Genomic DNA, 16,566 nt, shown 5'->3' on the forward strand with positions numbered 1-16,566 from the left:
ACACAGAAATCAGGACAGGCTCCAAGACAATACAGAAAACGCATTTATGCGAACATAGCGTTTTCTTTAAGTGGATACATTATGAATGCAATTGGTTTATTTGATTATTGGATCATCGCGATTGCCGCCTTATTTGTCATTGTGAATCCATTAACAACTGCTTTTATGTTTGTATCGCTGTTGCCTCGTACCTCAGAAACCACCCGTAAGGCAGTCGCCAAACGCTCCAGCCTGATTGCTACTGGCGTATTTTTTGTTTTTGCCTTACTGGGTGGTCTTATTTTCAACATATTTGGTATTACCATCGAGGCATTTCGTATTGCCGGTGGCTTGATTTTATTTGGTATTGCGATGAGCATGATTCACAAGGGACTGGATGAAGGTGAGACCAGCAGTGCATCTGATCCTGCAATAGAAGGCAAAATTGCCAAGGATATCTCGGTGATTCCGTTAGCTATCCCGTTTATGAGCGGACCGGGTGCCATTGCCACGGTGATGATTTTGACCAGTGAGGCACCGACAGCCTGGCATTTAATTTTGGTGTTTGCAGCGATTATGCTGACCACAGGATCCTGTTACCTGGCAATGGTGTATTCCCATTTTCTGGTGCGTTATCTGGGAGAAACCGGCAAAGAGATAATTACCCGAATTTTTGGCATCATTCTTTCGGTCATCGCGGTGCAATTTGTCATTAATGGCGTATTGGAAATTTATGCTGGATTATAATCAGTAAAGCCTGAGACCCACTTTAATGATTTTATCGCCATCTACTTCATTGACTACCCAATGAATGCCATGCCAGTCCACATCATCGCCCACTACCGGATGGCCACCGACTCGACGGGAAATAAATTCGCTTAATGTCATACCATGTTCTGCAGAACTGATAACCAGTCCATAAGCTTTTGCGACGTCTGATAATAAGGCATCGCCGCGTAGCGTAAATGATCCAAAAAATGCCTCACGATTTTTCAGTTTTGAATGACCACTAAAGATTTGATTCAGTGCATCCAAATCTTCATTACGACTTATCACACAAATGGTGTCATTCAACTTCAGTTCAGTACTGCCTTTGGGATGCAGCATCACGTTATTACGGAATAATGCCGATATCAATGTGCCAGAAGGGAAGCGCAGTAAACGGATCTGCTGACCATCAAGCTGTTCGTTCTCAATCCGATAAACAAACATTTCATAATCATTTGTTGGCAAAATGCCCAAGGCTCCCTGATGGTTTGGTTTGATACCTATCGGCACCTCTACCCGCATCCAACGTGCCATTAGTGACAGGCTGCTGCCTTGAATCAACAGCGAAAGTAATACAACAGCAAACGCAACATTGAAATACAGCGAGGCATTTTCTACTCCCCCAATCACCGGGAAGATAGCCAATACGATAGGCACCGCTCCACGTAAACCTACCCACGAAATAAACCCCAATTCACGCCAGCGGAAGCGAAAGAAAGGTTTAATGGACAGGAATACCGCGATGGGTCGGGCGACAAAAATTAATGCCAATGCGATAACCAGTGAAGGCAGGGCGTATTGCAATAATTCACTCGGATTGACCAGTAAACCTAAAATCAGAAATAAACCAATCTGACTGAGCCAGGCCAGACCATCATGTACAGGAAGAATAAAGTTCAAATGACGGCCAGGTTGATTACCGATCATCAAACCACAGAGGTAAATGGCTAGAAAACCACTGCCACCAATGACTCCGGTTAAGCCAAACACGCTGAAACCCAGAGCCAGAGCCAACATGGCATAAAGTCCCGGCGCTAAATCCATCCAATTGAGTAATTTTGCAATTAGCCAGCCACCTCCGATACCGATAATCAGGCCAAAACCGAATTGCTGTAATAAAAATAAAGCCGTATCCCAGGCACCGCCCATTTCACCGGTCATTAACTCGACCAGCATAATCGTAAGGAAAATTGCCATAGGATCATTGGTGCCAGATTCAATTTCCAAGGTGGCACCAACGCGTTCATTCAGGTTTATTCCTCGCCCGCTCAACATGGAAAATACCGCAGCCGCATCGGTTGAACCGATAATGGCGCCGATCAATAACCCTTCAAGCAGCTTGAGATCAAATATCCACATTGCCAGCAAGCCGATACTGCCACTGGTCAGTAAAACACCTAATGTCGCAAGGGAAAGTGCAGGTTTGAAGCCGGCACGAAAGGTTTTCAAACGGGTACGTAATCCACCATCCAGCAGAATCATTGCCAGGGCAAGATGGCCAATCAGAAAAGCCAGGGAGTAATCATCGAACTGAATCCCCAGAACACCCTCTTCACCGGCTAACATGCCCAGGGCTAAAAAGATAATCAGTAATGGCAGGCCAAACTTTGATGAAAGACGACTACCAAGAATGCTTAGGGAAATAAGCAGGCCGCCAAGTAGAAAAAGAGTATTGATAAAATCCATATTAAACCGAGGGTCTGTTTATCTTTAAAGCCGTCAATATTGAAGACGAGACTTTTTCCAACATGGCAGAAATGTTGAGATGTCGTCATCCTGCATAAGTCATTTTCAACGCAGTTGTAATAACTATAAGTTCAATTATTACATACCCATTAATTCGTTTGTCTGCTGATTCAACTGTAAGTGATATTTTTCATATTTTCATAAATAAAAAAGCAGGCATAAAAAAACCGGCATAGCCGGCTTTTTAGGGGGTGCCTATCTTTTATCGTCACCACTGCTGGAAACTTTTTTCCGACTCATAAACTGCAATAATCGCACTTTGAGTACTACATTCAGTCACAACAGTGGCGGAAATGAAAGATCAACAAGCTCTTAATCAAAAATAAACTTATACCGGTTCAAGAAAAGGGTAATCGATATAACCTTTTGCATCACCACCATAAAAACTATCTGGATCCGGTTGGTTCAGTGGTGCATTTTTGGCAAAACGTTCAGGAAGATCCGGATTAGCAATAAACAGTTTGCCAAACGAAATCAGATCAGCCTTGTTATCTTTTAGAGCTTGATTGCCTGACGCATAATCATAATTACTGTTAGTCATATAAAGACCATTCCATAATTTACGCAAAGAGCTAACATCAAAATAAGGGCCGGCAACACCGGGAGTTTCAGCGCCCATTTCAGTGACATGCAGATAACCCAGTTCAAATTTATTGAGCGCCTTTACCATGTAACTGAAAGTCGCCTCAGGATTGGAATCATATAAATCATTAAACGGCTGCAGCGGGGAGAGGCGAATCCCCACTTTTTTGGGATCCCATATTTCGCATACTGCCGCAGTGACTTCCATAATCAATCGTGCGCGATTTTCAATACTGCCACCGTATTGATCAGTGCGTTTATTACTTCCATCCCGAAGAAACTGATCCAGCAAATAGCCATTGGCAGCGTGAATTTCAACGCCATCAAAACCAGCTTCAACCGCACAGCAGGCGGCATGACGATATTGTTCAATAATCCGTGGAATGTCGCTTGTTTCTATGGCCTGGGGTGTTTCATATGGTTTCATGCCTTCATAGGTATAGACTTCACCTGCAGGTTTGATGGCAGAAGGTGCCAGCGGTTTCATACCATTTGGCAGCATGGAGCTGTGTGAAACCCGACCACAATGCCAGAGTTGCATAAAGATCAGTCCTTCTTCCCGATGCACGGCATCCGTTACTTTTCGCCAGCCAAGCACTTGCTCATCAGTATGAATACCGGGGGTATGCGGATAACCCAATGCATCATCAGCAATTTGTGAACCTTCACTGATAATCAGGCCGGCACTGGCACGCTGTCGATAATAAGTAACATTCATTTCGGTTGGCACTAAACCTTCTCCCGCTCTATTGCGGGTTAATGGGGCCATAACCATTCTATTCTTCAGTGTAACCTGCCCAAGTTTGATTGGAGATAACAAATCATTCGCCTGCAGTTGGCTCATAAATACCTCTGAAATAATTGTGAAAAGGAGTTGAAACGGCTAAACCTTTGAAACAGGCACCGCATTGTCAGCAACAAGTACTCATTAACAAGTTTAAATCTGCACCGGTGTTGGATTTAAACTGAGATAAAGGTTCTGTAAGTTAGCCGCTGTTTGGAGGCACTTAGAGTCACCCTTCAGCATAAGGCAGGAAAGATAAAATTCGACAGGTACTAACGAAAATAACGCCTGTAAACTACTGCTGTTCAGCTTTAGCTTTTTGTTTGGCTTCAAGTTGTAGCTTGATGAACTCAAGTTTTTCCGGCACTTGATCGCAGCTATCAGCTGCACTGCCGCAACGTGAGCAATTTAGCGCAAACCATGCCGCATCAATTACGTCACTGCGAATTTCTTCTTCAACTTGTTTTGCAGTGCCCACCATAGATCTGGCACGGGTTTGAATATATCCATGCTGATTTTTGCATTGCATCACATCAATTGGTTGCTTGAAGTCGTATTGTTCATGTAATTGCAAACCAACCTGATACTGATAAAGCATTTCCTGATAAACCAGTTTCAATGGATCACCTGTACCAAGCTGAGAGACCGCACCTGCGTGTGCCAGCAGCGGGGAACAGAGTAAAAGCAGTATTAATTTAAGTTTCATAATATTGTCCAGGAAAAATTCCTATATGCAGTATAGCTTAATGGAATTTTTGACTACCTGCATCGGCAAATTCCTTACTGTTAAACTAATGAAGGAATTAATATTTATAAATGTAATCTAACAACGTTAAGGTGAACGCTACGTGAACAGAGGACAATCGATAATGGCAAGTGAGTTACGTGTCATTGCACCAGAATTTGAACAAATTCATTTTGCTATTGGTATCAGTCCAGTGGGGAATGTGCTTGTTGGTGAATCTCCAAATGGTATTTGTGCCGTTTACCTGGGCAAATCGGCTAAAGAACTAATGGCCAGCCTGCAAAAACAGTATCCAACGGCAAAATGTGTTGACGGGGGCAGTGGTATTAAAAATACACTTTCAAAAGTGATTGAGATTATTCATAACCCACAAAAAAACACGGATTTTAATCTGGATCTGCGAGGCACGACTTTTCAACAACAAGTCTGGCAAGCCTTAAGGGAAATTCCGGTGGGGTCAACAGTGTGCTACAGCGATATTGCTGAAAAACTGCATAAACCCGGGGCTGTAAGAGCCATCGCCAGTGCCTGTGGAGCCAATAATATTGCGGTTATCATCCCGTGTCACCGAGTGATTCGCAAAGATGGTGCAATTTCCGGATATCGTTGGGGAGTCGAGAGTAAACAAGCGCTGTTACGCCGTGAGCGATTGATGTTGGCCTAGGGCTTGTTTATCTTTCATCTCCGCCTCTGTTGTGAGCTGAAAAAGCGTCAATCAAGGCACGAGGAGCGCCTTTTAGTTGTTCTAAATAAGCGACGAGCAACGCAGAGTGGCGCTTTTTCAGTCACAACCCGAAGGGCTGGGACTATTTTTGCGGCCGCCTTCGTTGTCAATCACTTATGTAGGAAGACTACACTGCGTGCTTTCCGCCTTGTCGGACACAAAAATAGTCGCCAGCAGTGGTGGATATGAAAGATCAACAAGGCCTAATGCATACAGCAGATTTATTTGCTGAGAGTGTCTTTAAAGACTGTGATGAGATCTTGCCGGATGTCTTCCTTCTGAAAGGTTTTGCCCTTCAACAAGCCCCACAGTTAATAACTGCCATTGGTCAGATTAATGCCCAATCAACTTTTCGTAAAATGCAGACACCTGGCGGATTTTATATGTCTGCAGCAATTACTAATTGCGGTGATGTGGGGTGGCACACCGATCGACAAGGTTACCGATATACCGCAATCGATCCACTGACAAATTTGCCATGGCCTGAAATGCCGCAATGTTTTCGTGAGCTTGCTGAAACCGCGGCTCAGATTTGTGGCTTTTCTGACTTTAATCCTGATGTTTGTTTAATGAACCAATATGAAGTCGGTGCCAAGATGGGGCTGCATCAGGATAAGGATGAGCGGGATTTTTCTCAGCCAATAGTTTCAGTCTCACTTGGGTTGCCCATTATTTTTCAGTTTGGTGGTGCCAGCAGAAATGATCCAAAGCAACGTGTTCCACTTGAACATGGCGATGTCATCGTCTGGGGCAGGGCAGCGCGTCGTTATTATCACGGTGTATTAACATTAAAACCTGGCCAGCATCCACTGACCGGGCCTTATCGATTTAACCTGACGTTTCGCAAGGCAAGCTAACTTCACTTAAGCCAACTTTACGCACCAGCTCCATTGTCCGCATGCTATAACCCCATTCATTGTCGTACCAGGCATAAATTTTCACCTGGGTCTCATTAGTGACCATGGTCGATAGTGCATCAATAATGCTGGAACGCGGATCGCCACGATAATCACTGGAAACCAGCGGTTTTTCCTCATAGCCCAAAATACCACTTAACTCATTTTCTGCTGCAGCTTTTAATAGTGCATTGACTTCTTCAACCGAGGTTGCACGTTCAACTTCAAACACACAATCCGTTAATGAAGCATTGGCTAATGGCACACGTACAGCATGTCCATTGAGTCGCCCTTTGAGTTCGGGAAAAATTTCAGTAATGGCTGTAGCACTTCCGGTGGTGGTCGGAATCAAGTTAGTGCCGGACATCCGAGCACGGCGTAAATCTTTGTGGGGAGTATCCATAATTGACTGAGTATTGGTCAGATCATGGATGGTAGTGATCATGCCATGCTTGATAGCCAGTTTTTCATGAATGACTTTGACGACTGGTGCCAGGCAGTTGGTAGTGCAGGATGCGGCCGTTACTATAGGATGTTTATTGGCATCATACAGATCATCATTCACACCCATTACGACATTTAAAATACCGGGTTGTTTGATTGGAGCTGTAACGACCACACGTTTTACACCCTGATCCATATAGCTTTGCAGCAAACCAGTGTCGCGCATTTTACCGGAAGCCTCTATGACAACATCACAAGCTGACCAGTCAGTATCATCAATAGCTTTATTGGTGGTTACAGCAAGCGTTTTATGGCCAACAAAAATAGTATTGCCATTGGCTTCTGCCTGATGATCCCAGCGGCCATGTACCGAATCAAAATTTAACAAATGGGCGTGGGTTTCAGCATCACCCGCAGGATCATTAATCTGCACAAACTCAATATCTTCCCAGTCCCATGCGGCACGTAAACATAATCGACCGATACGGCCGAAACCATTAATACCTACTTTAATTGTCATGATAAATTCTCTTTTTTGGGAAACCAGTTTCTGGTGCGATTGGCGAAATAGACTAACGTCAGCATGACCGGCACTTCGACCAGAACTCCCACCACAGTTGCAAGAGCAGCGCCGGAGTGAAGCCCGAATAATGAAATAGCAACGGCAACAGCCATTTCAAAGAAGTTGGAGGTACCGATAAGGCATGCCGGTGCAGCAACATCATGCTGGAGGCGCAGTTTTATCGCTGCGAAATAAGCCAGCGCAAAAATCCCATAGGTTTGAATCAACAGTGGAATTGCTATCAGTAAAATAATGAAAGGTTGTTGCAGAATGGTTTCAGCCTGAAAGCCAAACAAAAGCAGTACAGTGGCCAGTAATCCCAGAATTGACCAGGGTTTGATGTGATTTAAAAATCGGGTTAACTCAGGCAAACCTTTGTTTTTAATAATATGTTGTCGAGTAAAAAAGCCGGCTAATAAGGGTAACAATACATATAAAACGACTGAAATCAGCAAGGTTTCCCAAGGTACGGTCAAATCCGTAATGCCAAGTAAAAATGCGGCAATCGGTGCAAACGCAAAAATCATAATTATGTCATTGAGAGACACTTGTACCAGCGTGTAATTAGCATCACCTTTGACCAATTGACTCCAGATAAACACCATTGCCGTGCAGGGAGCTACACCGAGTAAAATCATGCCAGCTATATATTCATCAGCCGATTGGGGATCGACCCATCCGGCAAACAGGACCTTAAAAAACAGCCAGCCCAGGGCAGCCATAGTGAAGGGTTTGATCAGCCAGTTGATGACTAAAGTCAGCCAGATTCCCTGAGGCCGTTTGCCAATATCTTTAATTGCCGTGAAATCCACCTGCACCATCATTGGATAAATCATTAACCAGATAAATATCGCGATCAGCAGATTGACATGAGCATATTCCAGGCTGGCAACCAGATTGAACAGGCTGGGAAACAGATTTCCCAAGAACAAACCCGCCAGAATACTCAGTCCGACCCAAACCGATAAATAGCGTTCAAATATGCCCATCAGTATGTAGCTCCTATGCGTTTAATGTCGGCACTGAGTTCAGAGGCAGATAATTCATCTGGCATTAATTGCAGTAATGCGCTGATACGAGCGTCGAGCAAACTGATTAATTCATCGAAAGTCTGATTTCGCTCAAGTGGATCCGCTACTTTGGAAGCATCGGTCAATCCCCAATGTCCTTTCACGGCCTTACCAAACCAGACCGGGCAGCTTTCACCTGCGGCCTGATCGCAAACAGTGATTACAACATCCGGTTGATAATCTTTTAAATCATCCCAGGATTTGCTGGATAAACCCTCAACGCTGTAACCATGTTCCTGCAATTTGGTCAGTGTTTCAGGGAAAACATTACCCGCAGGGTTGCTGCCCGCACTGGCCACAATAAACCTGGTATCCGCTAAGTGTCGGAAGATGGCCTCAGCAAGAATGCTTCGACATGCATTGTGTGTGCAAAGAAATAAAAATTTGAAAGGTTTGGCTGTCATAACATATGTTTATCCATATATATTTAATGAAAATTTTTAGCAGCAATTACCCAGGCGTTGTAACTTGGTTAAATCTTCTTTGAAGAAGTCAGGTTTACTCTGATAAGCAGCATTGATGGACTGTTGTGACCAAGCGGGGAGTTCCGGATTAAGTCGATAATAAACCCACTGTCCCTGACGTCTATCCTGTAATAGTCCATGTTGTCTGAGAAGCGCCAGATGACGTGAAATTTTCGGCTGGCTTATTTTCATAGCGGACATCAGCTCACATACGCAAAGTTCGCCCTGATCAACAATCAGCAACACCATACGCAGACGTGTTTCATCTGCCAGACATTTGTGAAAACTCAGTAAATCCACAGCTAAATCATATTTGAATATTCATATATGCAGTAAATCATATATTAAACTACCATTAAGTCAATCCACCAACTGCCAGCTATCCTCTCCAATTTGAAAAATATCACCCGCGACCATTTGTCTGCGTTTACGGGTTTCAACTTCACCATTCACTTTTACGTGTCCCTCAGCAACGATATTTTTTGCTTCGGCACCACTGTCAGCAATACCTTCAAATTTAAGGATCTTGAAAAGTTCGACCGGACTTTTGGTGATATGAACGGGTATTATTTCGTTAGACATGGAAGTTTCCTGTTATTTTGTAAAAATAATCGTTAGGTCACGTTTTAACAATGTGACTCACTCTACAATCAACACACTTAAAAATGGCTCAATGAAAGGAAACATGGCCATGAAATATTCAGGGTCTATTGATTTTTCAGAGCCACCACTGCTGGAGGCTCTTTTTTTGTCCAACAAGGCGGAAATGATGCGATGTAGTGATCTACATAAGTCATTTCCAACGCCGTGGGGCAAAAAAATAGTCCCAGCCCTTTGGGTTGTGACTGAAAATGCACCACTCTACGTTACTCGTCATTTATTTAGAACTACTAAACTGCATTCCTCGCGCCTTGATTGGTGCATTTTCAGTCACAACAGAGGCGGCTATGAAATATCAACAGACCCTTGTTAAATTGATACAATTTTCAATTGTGCTGTTGATGTTATACCCACTTTATTATGTGTGGGAAACCGATAAGATCAAATCTGCTTGTGAACAAATAAACCCCGGTATGAGCTATAGCAATACGTTAGTTTTATTGAAAAGCTTTGGGCTGGATTTTAGCCAGATGAATGGTGATTATGCCCAGGGTGAAAAATGGCAGGGCCTGGTTGAATCTCACGCATCTTTTGCCGGATATGCTTGTGAAATAAGAGGTTTTGGCGATCAGATTGCAAAAGTGAGAATAGTTAAAGGTAAACAAATTGCTCCCTGAAAAAAGCTATTTTCAGGGAGCAATAAAAGAGGTTAACCTGCTGCGTAGTTAATCAGGATACCTGCAGCTACTGCAGAACCAATAACCCCGGCCACATTCGGGCCCATCGCATGCATTAACAGGAAGTTATGTTTATCAGCTTCCAGACCTAACTTGTTAGAAACCCTGGCCGCCATGGGGACTGCTGATACACCAGCAGAACCGATTAACGGGTTGATGGGCTCTTTGGTTATTTTGTTGAGTATTTTGGCCATGATGACCCCGGAGGCCGTACCGATAGAAAAGGCCAACATACCAAGCAAAAGAATGCCTAATGTCATTTGATTCAAAAAGCTTTCTGCACTTAATTTGGAACCAACCGCAAGGCCAAGGAAAATCGTCACAGTGTTGATCAGTGAGTTCTGAGTAGTATTACTCAGACGATCTACTACCGCACATTCTTTCATCAGATTACCGAAACAGAACATACCCAATAATGGCGCTGCATCAGGCAAGAAGAGAGCGACCAGAATCAATATGACCAAAGGGAAAACAATTTTTTCCCGTTGTGATACATGACGCTGCTGATGCATACGTATTTTACGATCTTTTTCATTAGTCAGCGCACGCATAATCGGTGGCTGAATCAATGGTACCAATGCCATGTAAGAATAAGAGGCAACAGCGATAGCACCCAGCAAGTCCGGTGCAAGCTTACTGGCAACATAAATCGATGTAGGCCCATCAGCGCCGCCGATAATACCAATGGCAGCAGCATCAGCCAGACTAAAGTCAAATATACCGAAGGTAGAGAGTAAAACCGCCCCCATTAACGTTGCAAAAATACCAAACTGGGCTGCAGCCCCTAGAAAAAGGGTTTTAGGATTGGCGAGCAGGGGACCAAAATCGGTCATTGCACCGACACCCATAAAAATGATGAGCGGGAAGGCGCCACTTTCAATACCAACCACATAAAACAGGTGCAAAATACCACCGGCCTCAGCTAACCCGGCTCCCGGAATATTGGCAAGCACGCCACCAAAGCCGATTGGAACCAGTAGTAAAGGCTCAAAGTTTTTCTTGATCGCCAGATATAACAACAACATGCCGATCAGGATCATGATGCCCTGGCCAGGTTGCATTTGATAGAAGCCAGTGGCCTCCCAAAGATGTAATAACTTATCCATTAGAGTTGCCCTTAAGCGATAGAAACGAGAGTGTCACCAACTTTGACGGTGTCACCTGGTTTAACATTGATTGAAGTCACCGTACCATCGTGTTCGGCTACTATCTGTGTTTCCATTTTCATCGCTTCAAGGATAAGCAATACATCGCCTTCATTAACCGACTGGCCTTGAGAAACCATGATTTTCCAGATATTGCCAGACAAAGGTGCTTTTACAGCAACGCCTTCATTTGTGCTTGGCTGCGCAGCAGGCTGAGGCGCCTGTGAGCTGTCAATCTGACTAATATCACCACCTTCATTCACTTCAACGACATATTGCTGACCATTGACCGTGATGGTGTAAGTTTCAGGCGCACCTGCCGATTTGGCTGGAGTGGAGGATTCGTGAGTGGATTCCGCGGTTGGCAACGGTTCAAATGCATCTGGATTGCCACGGTTTTTAAGAAATTTGATTGCTGTTTGATTAAATAACGCAAAGGTTAAAACATCATCAATCTGTCTTTCACCTTCTTCGAGTTTAAAGTCCTCTGTTTCGGCAAGTGAAATTAATTCACTGGTCAGCTTTTCCATTTCGTCTTCAAGCAAATCGGCGGGACGACAGGTAATCGCTTCTTCATCATTAAGCACACGCTTTTGCAGCTCAGAATTAAATGGTGCTGGAGCAGAGCCATACTCCCCGCGTAAAACACCCTGTGTTTCTTCGGTGATGGATTTATAACGTTCACCGGTTAATACATTAATAACTGCCTGGGTGCCGACAATTTGTGAAGTAGGCGTTACCAACGGGATGAATCCGAGATCCTCACGCACACGAGGAATTTCATGTAACACTTCATCCATCCGGTCCAGCGCATTTTGTTCGCGCAGCTGGCCTTCCATATTGGTCAACATGCCACCAGGAACCTGGGCTACCAGGATGCGTGAATCGACCCCGCGTAAACTTCCCTCAAACTTGGCATATTTTTTACGAACTTCGCGGAAGTAAGCAGCGATTTCTTCAAGCAATTCGATATTCAGACCGGTATCACTGGCTGTATCTTCGAATATGGCCACAACCGATTCAGTCGCCGAATGGCCATAGGTCATCGACATTGATGAAATAGCGGTATCGACATTATCAATACCAGCTTCCACACATTTCATGATGGTCGCTGTCGACAGGCCAGTCGTCGCGTGAGACTGCATATGTATAGGGATATCAATGGTTTGCTTAAGGCTTTTAACAAGTTCATAAGCTTTGTAAGGCTTAAGCAAACCAGCCATATCTTTAATACATAATGAATGGGCACCCATATCTTCAATGCGTTTGGCCATATCCAACCACATTTGCAAATCATGCACCGGGCTGATGGTGTAGGCCATGGTGCCTTGTGCGTGCTTTTCATTTTCCAGAACAGCTTTGATAGCAACTTCAAGGTTTCTGGGATCATTCATTGCGTCGAATACGCGGAACACATCTACGCCATTAATGCTGGCTCTTTCCACAAATTTACGCACCACATCATCAGCATAATGACGATAACCCAACAAATTTTGTCCGCGAAGTAACATTTGTTGTGGGGTATTGGGCATGGCTGCCTTAAGACTGCGGATGCGGTGCCAGGGATCTTCACCAAGATAGCGGATACAGGCATCAAAAGTTGCGCCACCCCATGTTTCAACTGACCAGTAACCTACCTGATCCAGTTTGTCGGCAATTGGCAGCATGTCATCTAAACGGAGTCGAGTAGCGAAAAGTGATTGATGGGCATCACGCAGAACGACATCGGTGATGCCAAGCTTTTTATTTGCTTCGGTCATATTATGGCCTTTGATTAAACTACTAATTCGTGGAGCGACTTGGCGTCACTTGTTTTTACGGTATTTGTGAACTGCACTGGATAAAACTGTCAGTAATGTTGAATCTTGAGAAGATTGGGATTGCTGTTTGGACTGCCCTGACTGATTCCGACCTAATACAGCAGTAGGGGCAGGAATGCCTTCAGCAGGAAGGGCGCCGACACTTTTCTCATAACGTGTGATTATCCACGACATTAATGTCGTCACCAGTACTAATACGGTCAAAAACACAAATACAAAACCCATGCCGGTTACCATGAGCGTTAATCCTTCTGACATAAGGGTGGATTTTTCCATCTGTTTGCCTCTGATTATTTGGGATAGTTAAAAGCCTGCAGCGTTTTCAACTGTAAACAGCCGCAAAGTATAGCATTGTTGATTTAAGTCAGATATTTCCTTTATGCCAAATGCAGCTTATAAGCTTCAATAACAACGATGTAGCTATGTTAATTGTGACGATTGATTTAATGACCGGAGCGGCAAAATCTACTCAAACAATGTAGTTAAAGCCAAAATGAAAGAGAAAACCTAAACGTCCTGTTTCAGGAGTTAACCGATAACTTTGTAAAACAAAAAGCTGTTGCCACTAGCGGAACAGACACATCACGGCTTTGCTGGAGTGTCTTTGAAAAGAATTTCTCTGGCTGCATTTATAATGTTGCAAAAGTGCAACTGCTATCATGAAGATAGCAAAAATGAACTGGTGAAAACATTACCAGTCATAGCAACACTTGTTTTAACTGAAAAGAATGAACACCGACGCATTTGAATTAAGAGGCCTGGATGACACCTGGAAAAGATGATTTTTGGTTCCTGCCGTTGGGGGGCTGTGGCGAAATAGGCATGAACCTGAATGTGTATGGACATAACGGGCGTTGGTTGATTGTGGATTGTGGTGTGACATTTCAAGCTGAAGTAGATGAGTTCGGTGACCCACTTAATAGTCAGAACCCGCCAATCCAGATGGCTGACCCGCAATTTCTGATCGACCGTCGTCAACAGCTGGATGGTCTGATTATTACCCATGCTCATGAAGATCATATTGGTGCAGTGCCTTATCTTTGGGAATACTTTCGGTGCCCTGTTTATACAACAGCATTTACCGCTGAAATGTTACGACGAAAGCTGGTTGAACGTGGTATCGCAGATAAAGTGCCGGTCATTGTGGTTGAAGCAGATGCCAAACGACAGATCGGCGTATTTCATGTGGAGTGGTTAAAACTTACTCATTCCATCCCCGAACCTTATGCATTGCTTATCTCTACAGCAGCAGGAAAAGTATTCCATACCGCGGATTGGAAGCTTGATAAAGCTCCGGTGGTGGGTCCGGCATATGATGCAGGTACCTTTCAAAAATTAGCTGAATATCAGGTTGATGCGATGGTCTGTGATTCGACCAACGCCAATGTGCAGGGGTGGTCGGAATCAGAAGCGAATTTATACCAAGGTTTGAAATTCCATGTTGAACAGGCCAAAGGCAGAGTCGTGGTCGCCTGTTTCGGCAGTAATATCGCCCGGTTACACACTCTGGCAAGAATTGCTGACGAAACCGGGCGCCATTTGGGCCTGCTTGGCCGCTCATTAATCAACACCGTGTCAGCTGCCAAAAATGTTGGTTTATGGAACAGTGTGAAAACGTCAGTAGATTCAGCGCATTTAGGGTTTTTACCTGCACATACGGTTTTATTGGTGGCGACTGGTAGTCAGGGAGAACCACGAACAGCGCTAAATCGACTGAGTCTGAACAGTTTTCGGGATATGCAATTATCACCTGGCGATACCGTTATTTTTAGTTCAAAAGTCATCCCGGGAAATGAACTGGCGATTGCCACTTTGATAGAACGGCTTAAAGTCATGCAGGTTGATGTTATTGATATTGATAATAGCGCGCTGCCCATTCATGCCTCGGGACATCCTGCTAGCGAAGAACTTAAAACCATGTACCAATGGGTACAGCCACAATGTGCGATCCCGGTTCATGGCGAGTTAATGCACATGAAAGCCAATGCCAAAATTGCCAAAGCCAGTGGGGTCAGACAACAGCTTTTGGGACAAAATGGTGATTTGTTTTACATCGCACCGGTTAACGGCATTCGTCGTGGCGCGGTTAAAACAGGACGATGGGGCTTGTTTGATCGAAAGTCTTTAAAAAAGCTTTAAAAGCGTACTAATGGTTTATCTTTATGATCCGCATGAGTAAAAGCTTTTAAAGAACAGCCTGATTCAAGCCTTGGCATCAAACGAAGGGCCCCTGCGCTCTGAGGAAACCCGTCTTTCTATTCGCGTTTTCTGTTTACGTTTGCGACGTTCACGACGCTGCCTTCGCTCTTCATGAATTGTTTGCTGGGTTTTTTCCGCAGAGGCTTGTCCAGGGTTAACCGGTTGCGTGCTGTAGGTAATTAAAAAGTTGTTATGATAAATTCGTGATATATCCATCATGTTGACCTAAGGTTACACGAGTCATTCAGTTATAACGGTCGGAATTTATATATCTTTAGCTTTTTCATCATGTTAATACGATTTCCCCTTAAATTTAAAGTGAACATTAAATGAAAAATTCGTTGAAAATCGGCTTGGCACTTGGCAGTGGGGCAGCAAGAGGATGGACACATATTGGTGTGATAAATGCTCTCGAAAAGGCGGGAATCAAGCCCGATGTAGTGGTCGGTACTTCTATAGGTGCATTAGTTGGTGCGGCATATCTCAGTAATAAATTGCCCGATCTGCAACAACGACTTTTAAAATTGACCAAACTCGAAACGGCGCGATTTTTTAATATCGGTTTTCCATTTAATGGGGTCGTTAATAAAGATAAGTTGCATCAATTCCTAAGACAGTATGTGGCTGAAGAAGCCACATTAATTGAAGATCTTCCGACGCGCTATGCTAGTGTCGCGACCCATCTTCATACCGGTCAGGAAGTCTGGAATACCGAGGGGAAATTGCTTGAAGCCGTCTGGTCTTCTATTTCTTTGCCAGGTTTATTTCCAGCCATTAAGCATCATGGGCGATGGTTGATAGATGGCGGATTAGTTAATCCTGTACCAGTATCGGTTTGTCGCGCATTGGGGGCTGATATTGTGATTGCAGTCAACCTGAATGGCGATATTTTGGGAAAACATCTGCATCAGAATCCTCCGGTTCCCCAGAATGATCAAAGCAGCAGTCTGCTGGGAAACCGGATTAGTGATTTCATCACCAATTACACTGGCAATCTTTTTGGTGAAGAGAAAACGCCCAAAGAAGATGTACCGGATATGTTCGCGGCAATTGCTGCGTCGGTAAATATCACTCAGGATCGTATCACCCGTAGTCGTATGGCGGGTGACCCACCAGATGTGTTGTTACAACCACGTTTATCACATATCGGTTTGCTGGAATTTTACCGTGCAGCTGAAGCAATACAGGCGGGCACACAAAGTGTTGAAAAAAATCTGGCTGAAATCAAGTTCTGTCTGGGAGAGGGTGATTAAGGACTGGTGATGTTTAACATAACCGTCTGCAATACTGACGCTGGAAGA

Annotated in this window: 18 protein-coding genes; 6 read left to right on the forward strand and 12 right to left on the reverse strand. The window is 44.2% G+C overall.

All coding sequences use genetic code 11. The annotated features are described in order from the left end of the window. Window positions 1-726, forward strand: a 726-nt coding sequence (locus B4F66_RS02295; protein WP_292737412.1) for a MarC family protein, incomplete at its 5' end; no start/stop codon positions are given. Here the strand turns inward: B4F66_RS02295 and B4F66_RS02300 are convergent. The 3 genes from B4F66_RS02300 to B4F66_RS02310 form a co-directional block, all read right to left on the reverse strand. Beyond that, window positions 727-2,433 (reverse strand): potassium/proton antiporter, encoded by a 1,707-nt coding sequence (locus B4F66_RS02300; protein ID WP_292355722.1) that lies wholly within the window; start codon window positions 2,431-2,433, stop codon window positions 727-729. Between the two features lie 388 nt (window positions 2,434-2,821). Then, window positions 2,822-3,919 (reverse strand): alkene reductase, encoded by a 1,098-nt coding sequence (locus B4F66_RS02305; RefSeq protein ID WP_292355723.1) that lies wholly within the window; start codon window positions 3,917-3,919, stop codon window positions 2,822-2,824. A gap of 235 nt (window positions 3,920-4,154) precedes the next feature. Next, window positions 4,155-4,565, reverse strand: coding sequence for a hypothetical protein (locus B4F66_RS02310; protein ID WP_292355725.1), 411 nt, complete (start codon window positions 4,563-4,565; stop codon window positions 4,155-4,157). A gap of 163 nt (window positions 4,566-4,728) precedes the next feature. On the opposite strand from B4F66_RS02310, the gene B4F66_RS02315 reads away from it, so the two are divergent. Both B4F66_RS02315 and alkB read left to right on the forward strand, forming a co-directional pair. Next, the gene (locus B4F66_RS02315; RefSeq protein ID WP_292355727.1) at window positions 4,729-5,268 is read left to right on the forward strand and encodes a methylated-DNA--[protein]-cysteine S-methyltransferase; all 540 of its coding nucleotides are present in this window, start codon (window positions 4,729-4,731) and stop codon (window positions 5,266-5,268) included. Window positions 5,269-5,513: 245 nt separating this feature from the next. Continuing rightward, a complete protein-coding gene (alkB, locus tag B4F66_RS02320) occupies window positions 5,514-6,185 on the forward strand; it encodes a DNA oxidative demethylase AlkB (protein ID WP_292353418.1) in 672 nt (223 codons plus the stop codon). Here alkB and B4F66_RS02325 read toward each other — a convergent pair. From B4F66_RS02325 to B4F66_RS02345, 5 genes are read right to left on the reverse strand one after another with little or no spacing between them, the layout of a single operon-like run. Then, entirely contained in the window at window positions 6,157-7,188 is a 1,032-nt protein-coding gene (locus B4F66_RS02325; RefSeq protein WP_292353419.1) for an ArsJ-associated glyceraldehyde-3-phosphate dehydrogenase, read from the reverse strand. The two genes, alkB and B4F66_RS02325, sit on opposite strands and share 29 nt — an antisense overlap. Then, window positions 7,185-8,219 carry an ACR3 family arsenite efflux transporter gene (gene arsB, locus B4F66_RS02330; protein WP_292353420.1) on the reverse strand — a complete coding sequence of 345 codons (1,035 nt, stop codon included), beginning with the start codon at window positions 8,217-8,219 and terminating at the stop codon, window positions 7,185-7,187. The genes B4F66_RS02325 and arsB overlap by 4 nt, the downstream gene beginning before the upstream one ends. Then, on the reverse strand, window positions 8,219-8,704 hold the full coding sequence (locus B4F66_RS02335) for an arsenate reductase ArsC (RefSeq protein ID WP_292353421.1): 486 nt from the start codon (window positions 8,702-8,704) through the stop codon (window positions 8,219-8,221). The genes arsB and B4F66_RS02335 overlap by 1 nt, the downstream gene beginning before the upstream one ends. 36 nt (window positions 8,705-8,740) lie before the next feature. Further along, window positions 8,741-9,064, reverse strand: a complete 324-nt coding sequence (locus B4F66_RS02340; protein ID WP_292353422.1) for a metalloregulator ArsR/SmtB family transcription factor — start codon at window positions 9,062-9,064, stop codon at window positions 8,741-8,743. Between the two features lie 60 nt (window positions 9,065-9,124). After that, complete coding sequence (locus tag B4F66_RS02345) at window positions 9,125-9,346, reverse strand: RNA-binding S4 domain-containing protein (RefSeq protein ID WP_292353423.1); 222 nt, start codon at window positions 9,344-9,346, stop codon at window positions 9,125-9,127. 365 nt (window positions 9,347-9,711) lie between these two features. Between B4F66_RS02345 and B4F66_RS02350 the strand changes: the two genes are divergently transcribed. Beyond that, window positions 9,712-10,041, forward strand: a complete 330-nt coding sequence (locus B4F66_RS02350; RefSeq protein WP_292411253.1) for a hypothetical protein — start codon at window positions 9,712-9,714, stop codon at window positions 10,039-10,041. Between the two features lie 32 nt (window positions 10,042-10,073). On the opposite strand, the gene B4F66_RS02355 is transcribed toward B4F66_RS02350, so the two are convergent. The 3 genes from B4F66_RS02355 to B4F66_RS02365 are packed head-to-tail and all read right to left on the reverse strand — an operon-like array spanning window position 10,074 to window position 13,342. Further along, a complete protein-coding gene (locus tag B4F66_RS02355; protein WP_292353425.1) occupies window positions 10,074-11,207 on the reverse strand; it encodes a sodium ion-translocating decarboxylase subunit beta in 1,134 nt (377 codons plus the stop codon). A gap of 11 nt (window positions 11,208-11,218) precedes the next feature. After that, on the reverse strand, window positions 11,219-13,006 hold the full coding sequence (gene oadA, locus B4F66_RS02360) for a sodium-extruding oxaloacetate decarboxylase subunit alpha (protein ID WP_292353426.1): 1,788 nt from the start codon (window positions 13,004-13,006) through the stop codon (window positions 11,219-11,221). Between the two features lie 45 nt (window positions 13,007-13,051). Then, window positions 13,052-13,342, reverse strand: coding sequence for an OadG family transporter subunit (locus B4F66_RS02365; protein ID WP_292353427.1), 291 nt, complete (start codon window positions 13,340-13,342; stop codon window positions 13,052-13,054). 486 nt (window positions 13,343-13,828) lie between these two features. On the opposite strand from B4F66_RS02365, the gene B4F66_RS02370 reads away from it, so the two are divergent. Then, entirely contained in the window at window positions 13,829-15,205 is a 1,377-nt protein-coding gene (locus B4F66_RS02370) for a ribonuclease J (RefSeq protein WP_292353428.1), read from the forward strand. Between the two features lie 63 nt (window positions 15,206-15,268). Here the strand turns inward: B4F66_RS02370 and B4F66_RS02375 are convergent, their stop codons facing one another. Next, window positions 15,269-15,484 (reverse strand): hypothetical protein, encoded by a 216-nt coding sequence (locus B4F66_RS02375; RefSeq protein ID WP_292412890.1) that lies wholly within the window; start codon window positions 15,482-15,484, stop codon window positions 15,269-15,271. Window positions 15,485-15,594: 110 nt separating this feature from the next. On the opposite strand from B4F66_RS02375, the gene B4F66_RS02380 reads away from it, so the two are divergent. Beyond that, entirely contained in the window at window positions 15,595-16,518 is a 924-nt protein-coding gene (locus B4F66_RS02380) for a patatin-like phospholipase family protein (RefSeq protein WP_292353430.1), read from the forward strand. Window positions 16,519-16,566 lie beyond the last annotated feature (48 nt).

The organism is Methylophaga sp. UBA3603 (assembly GCF_002375335.1).
Taxonomy (GTDB): Bacteria; Pseudomonadota; Gammaproteobacteria; order Nitrosococcales; family Methylophagaceae; genus Methylophaga.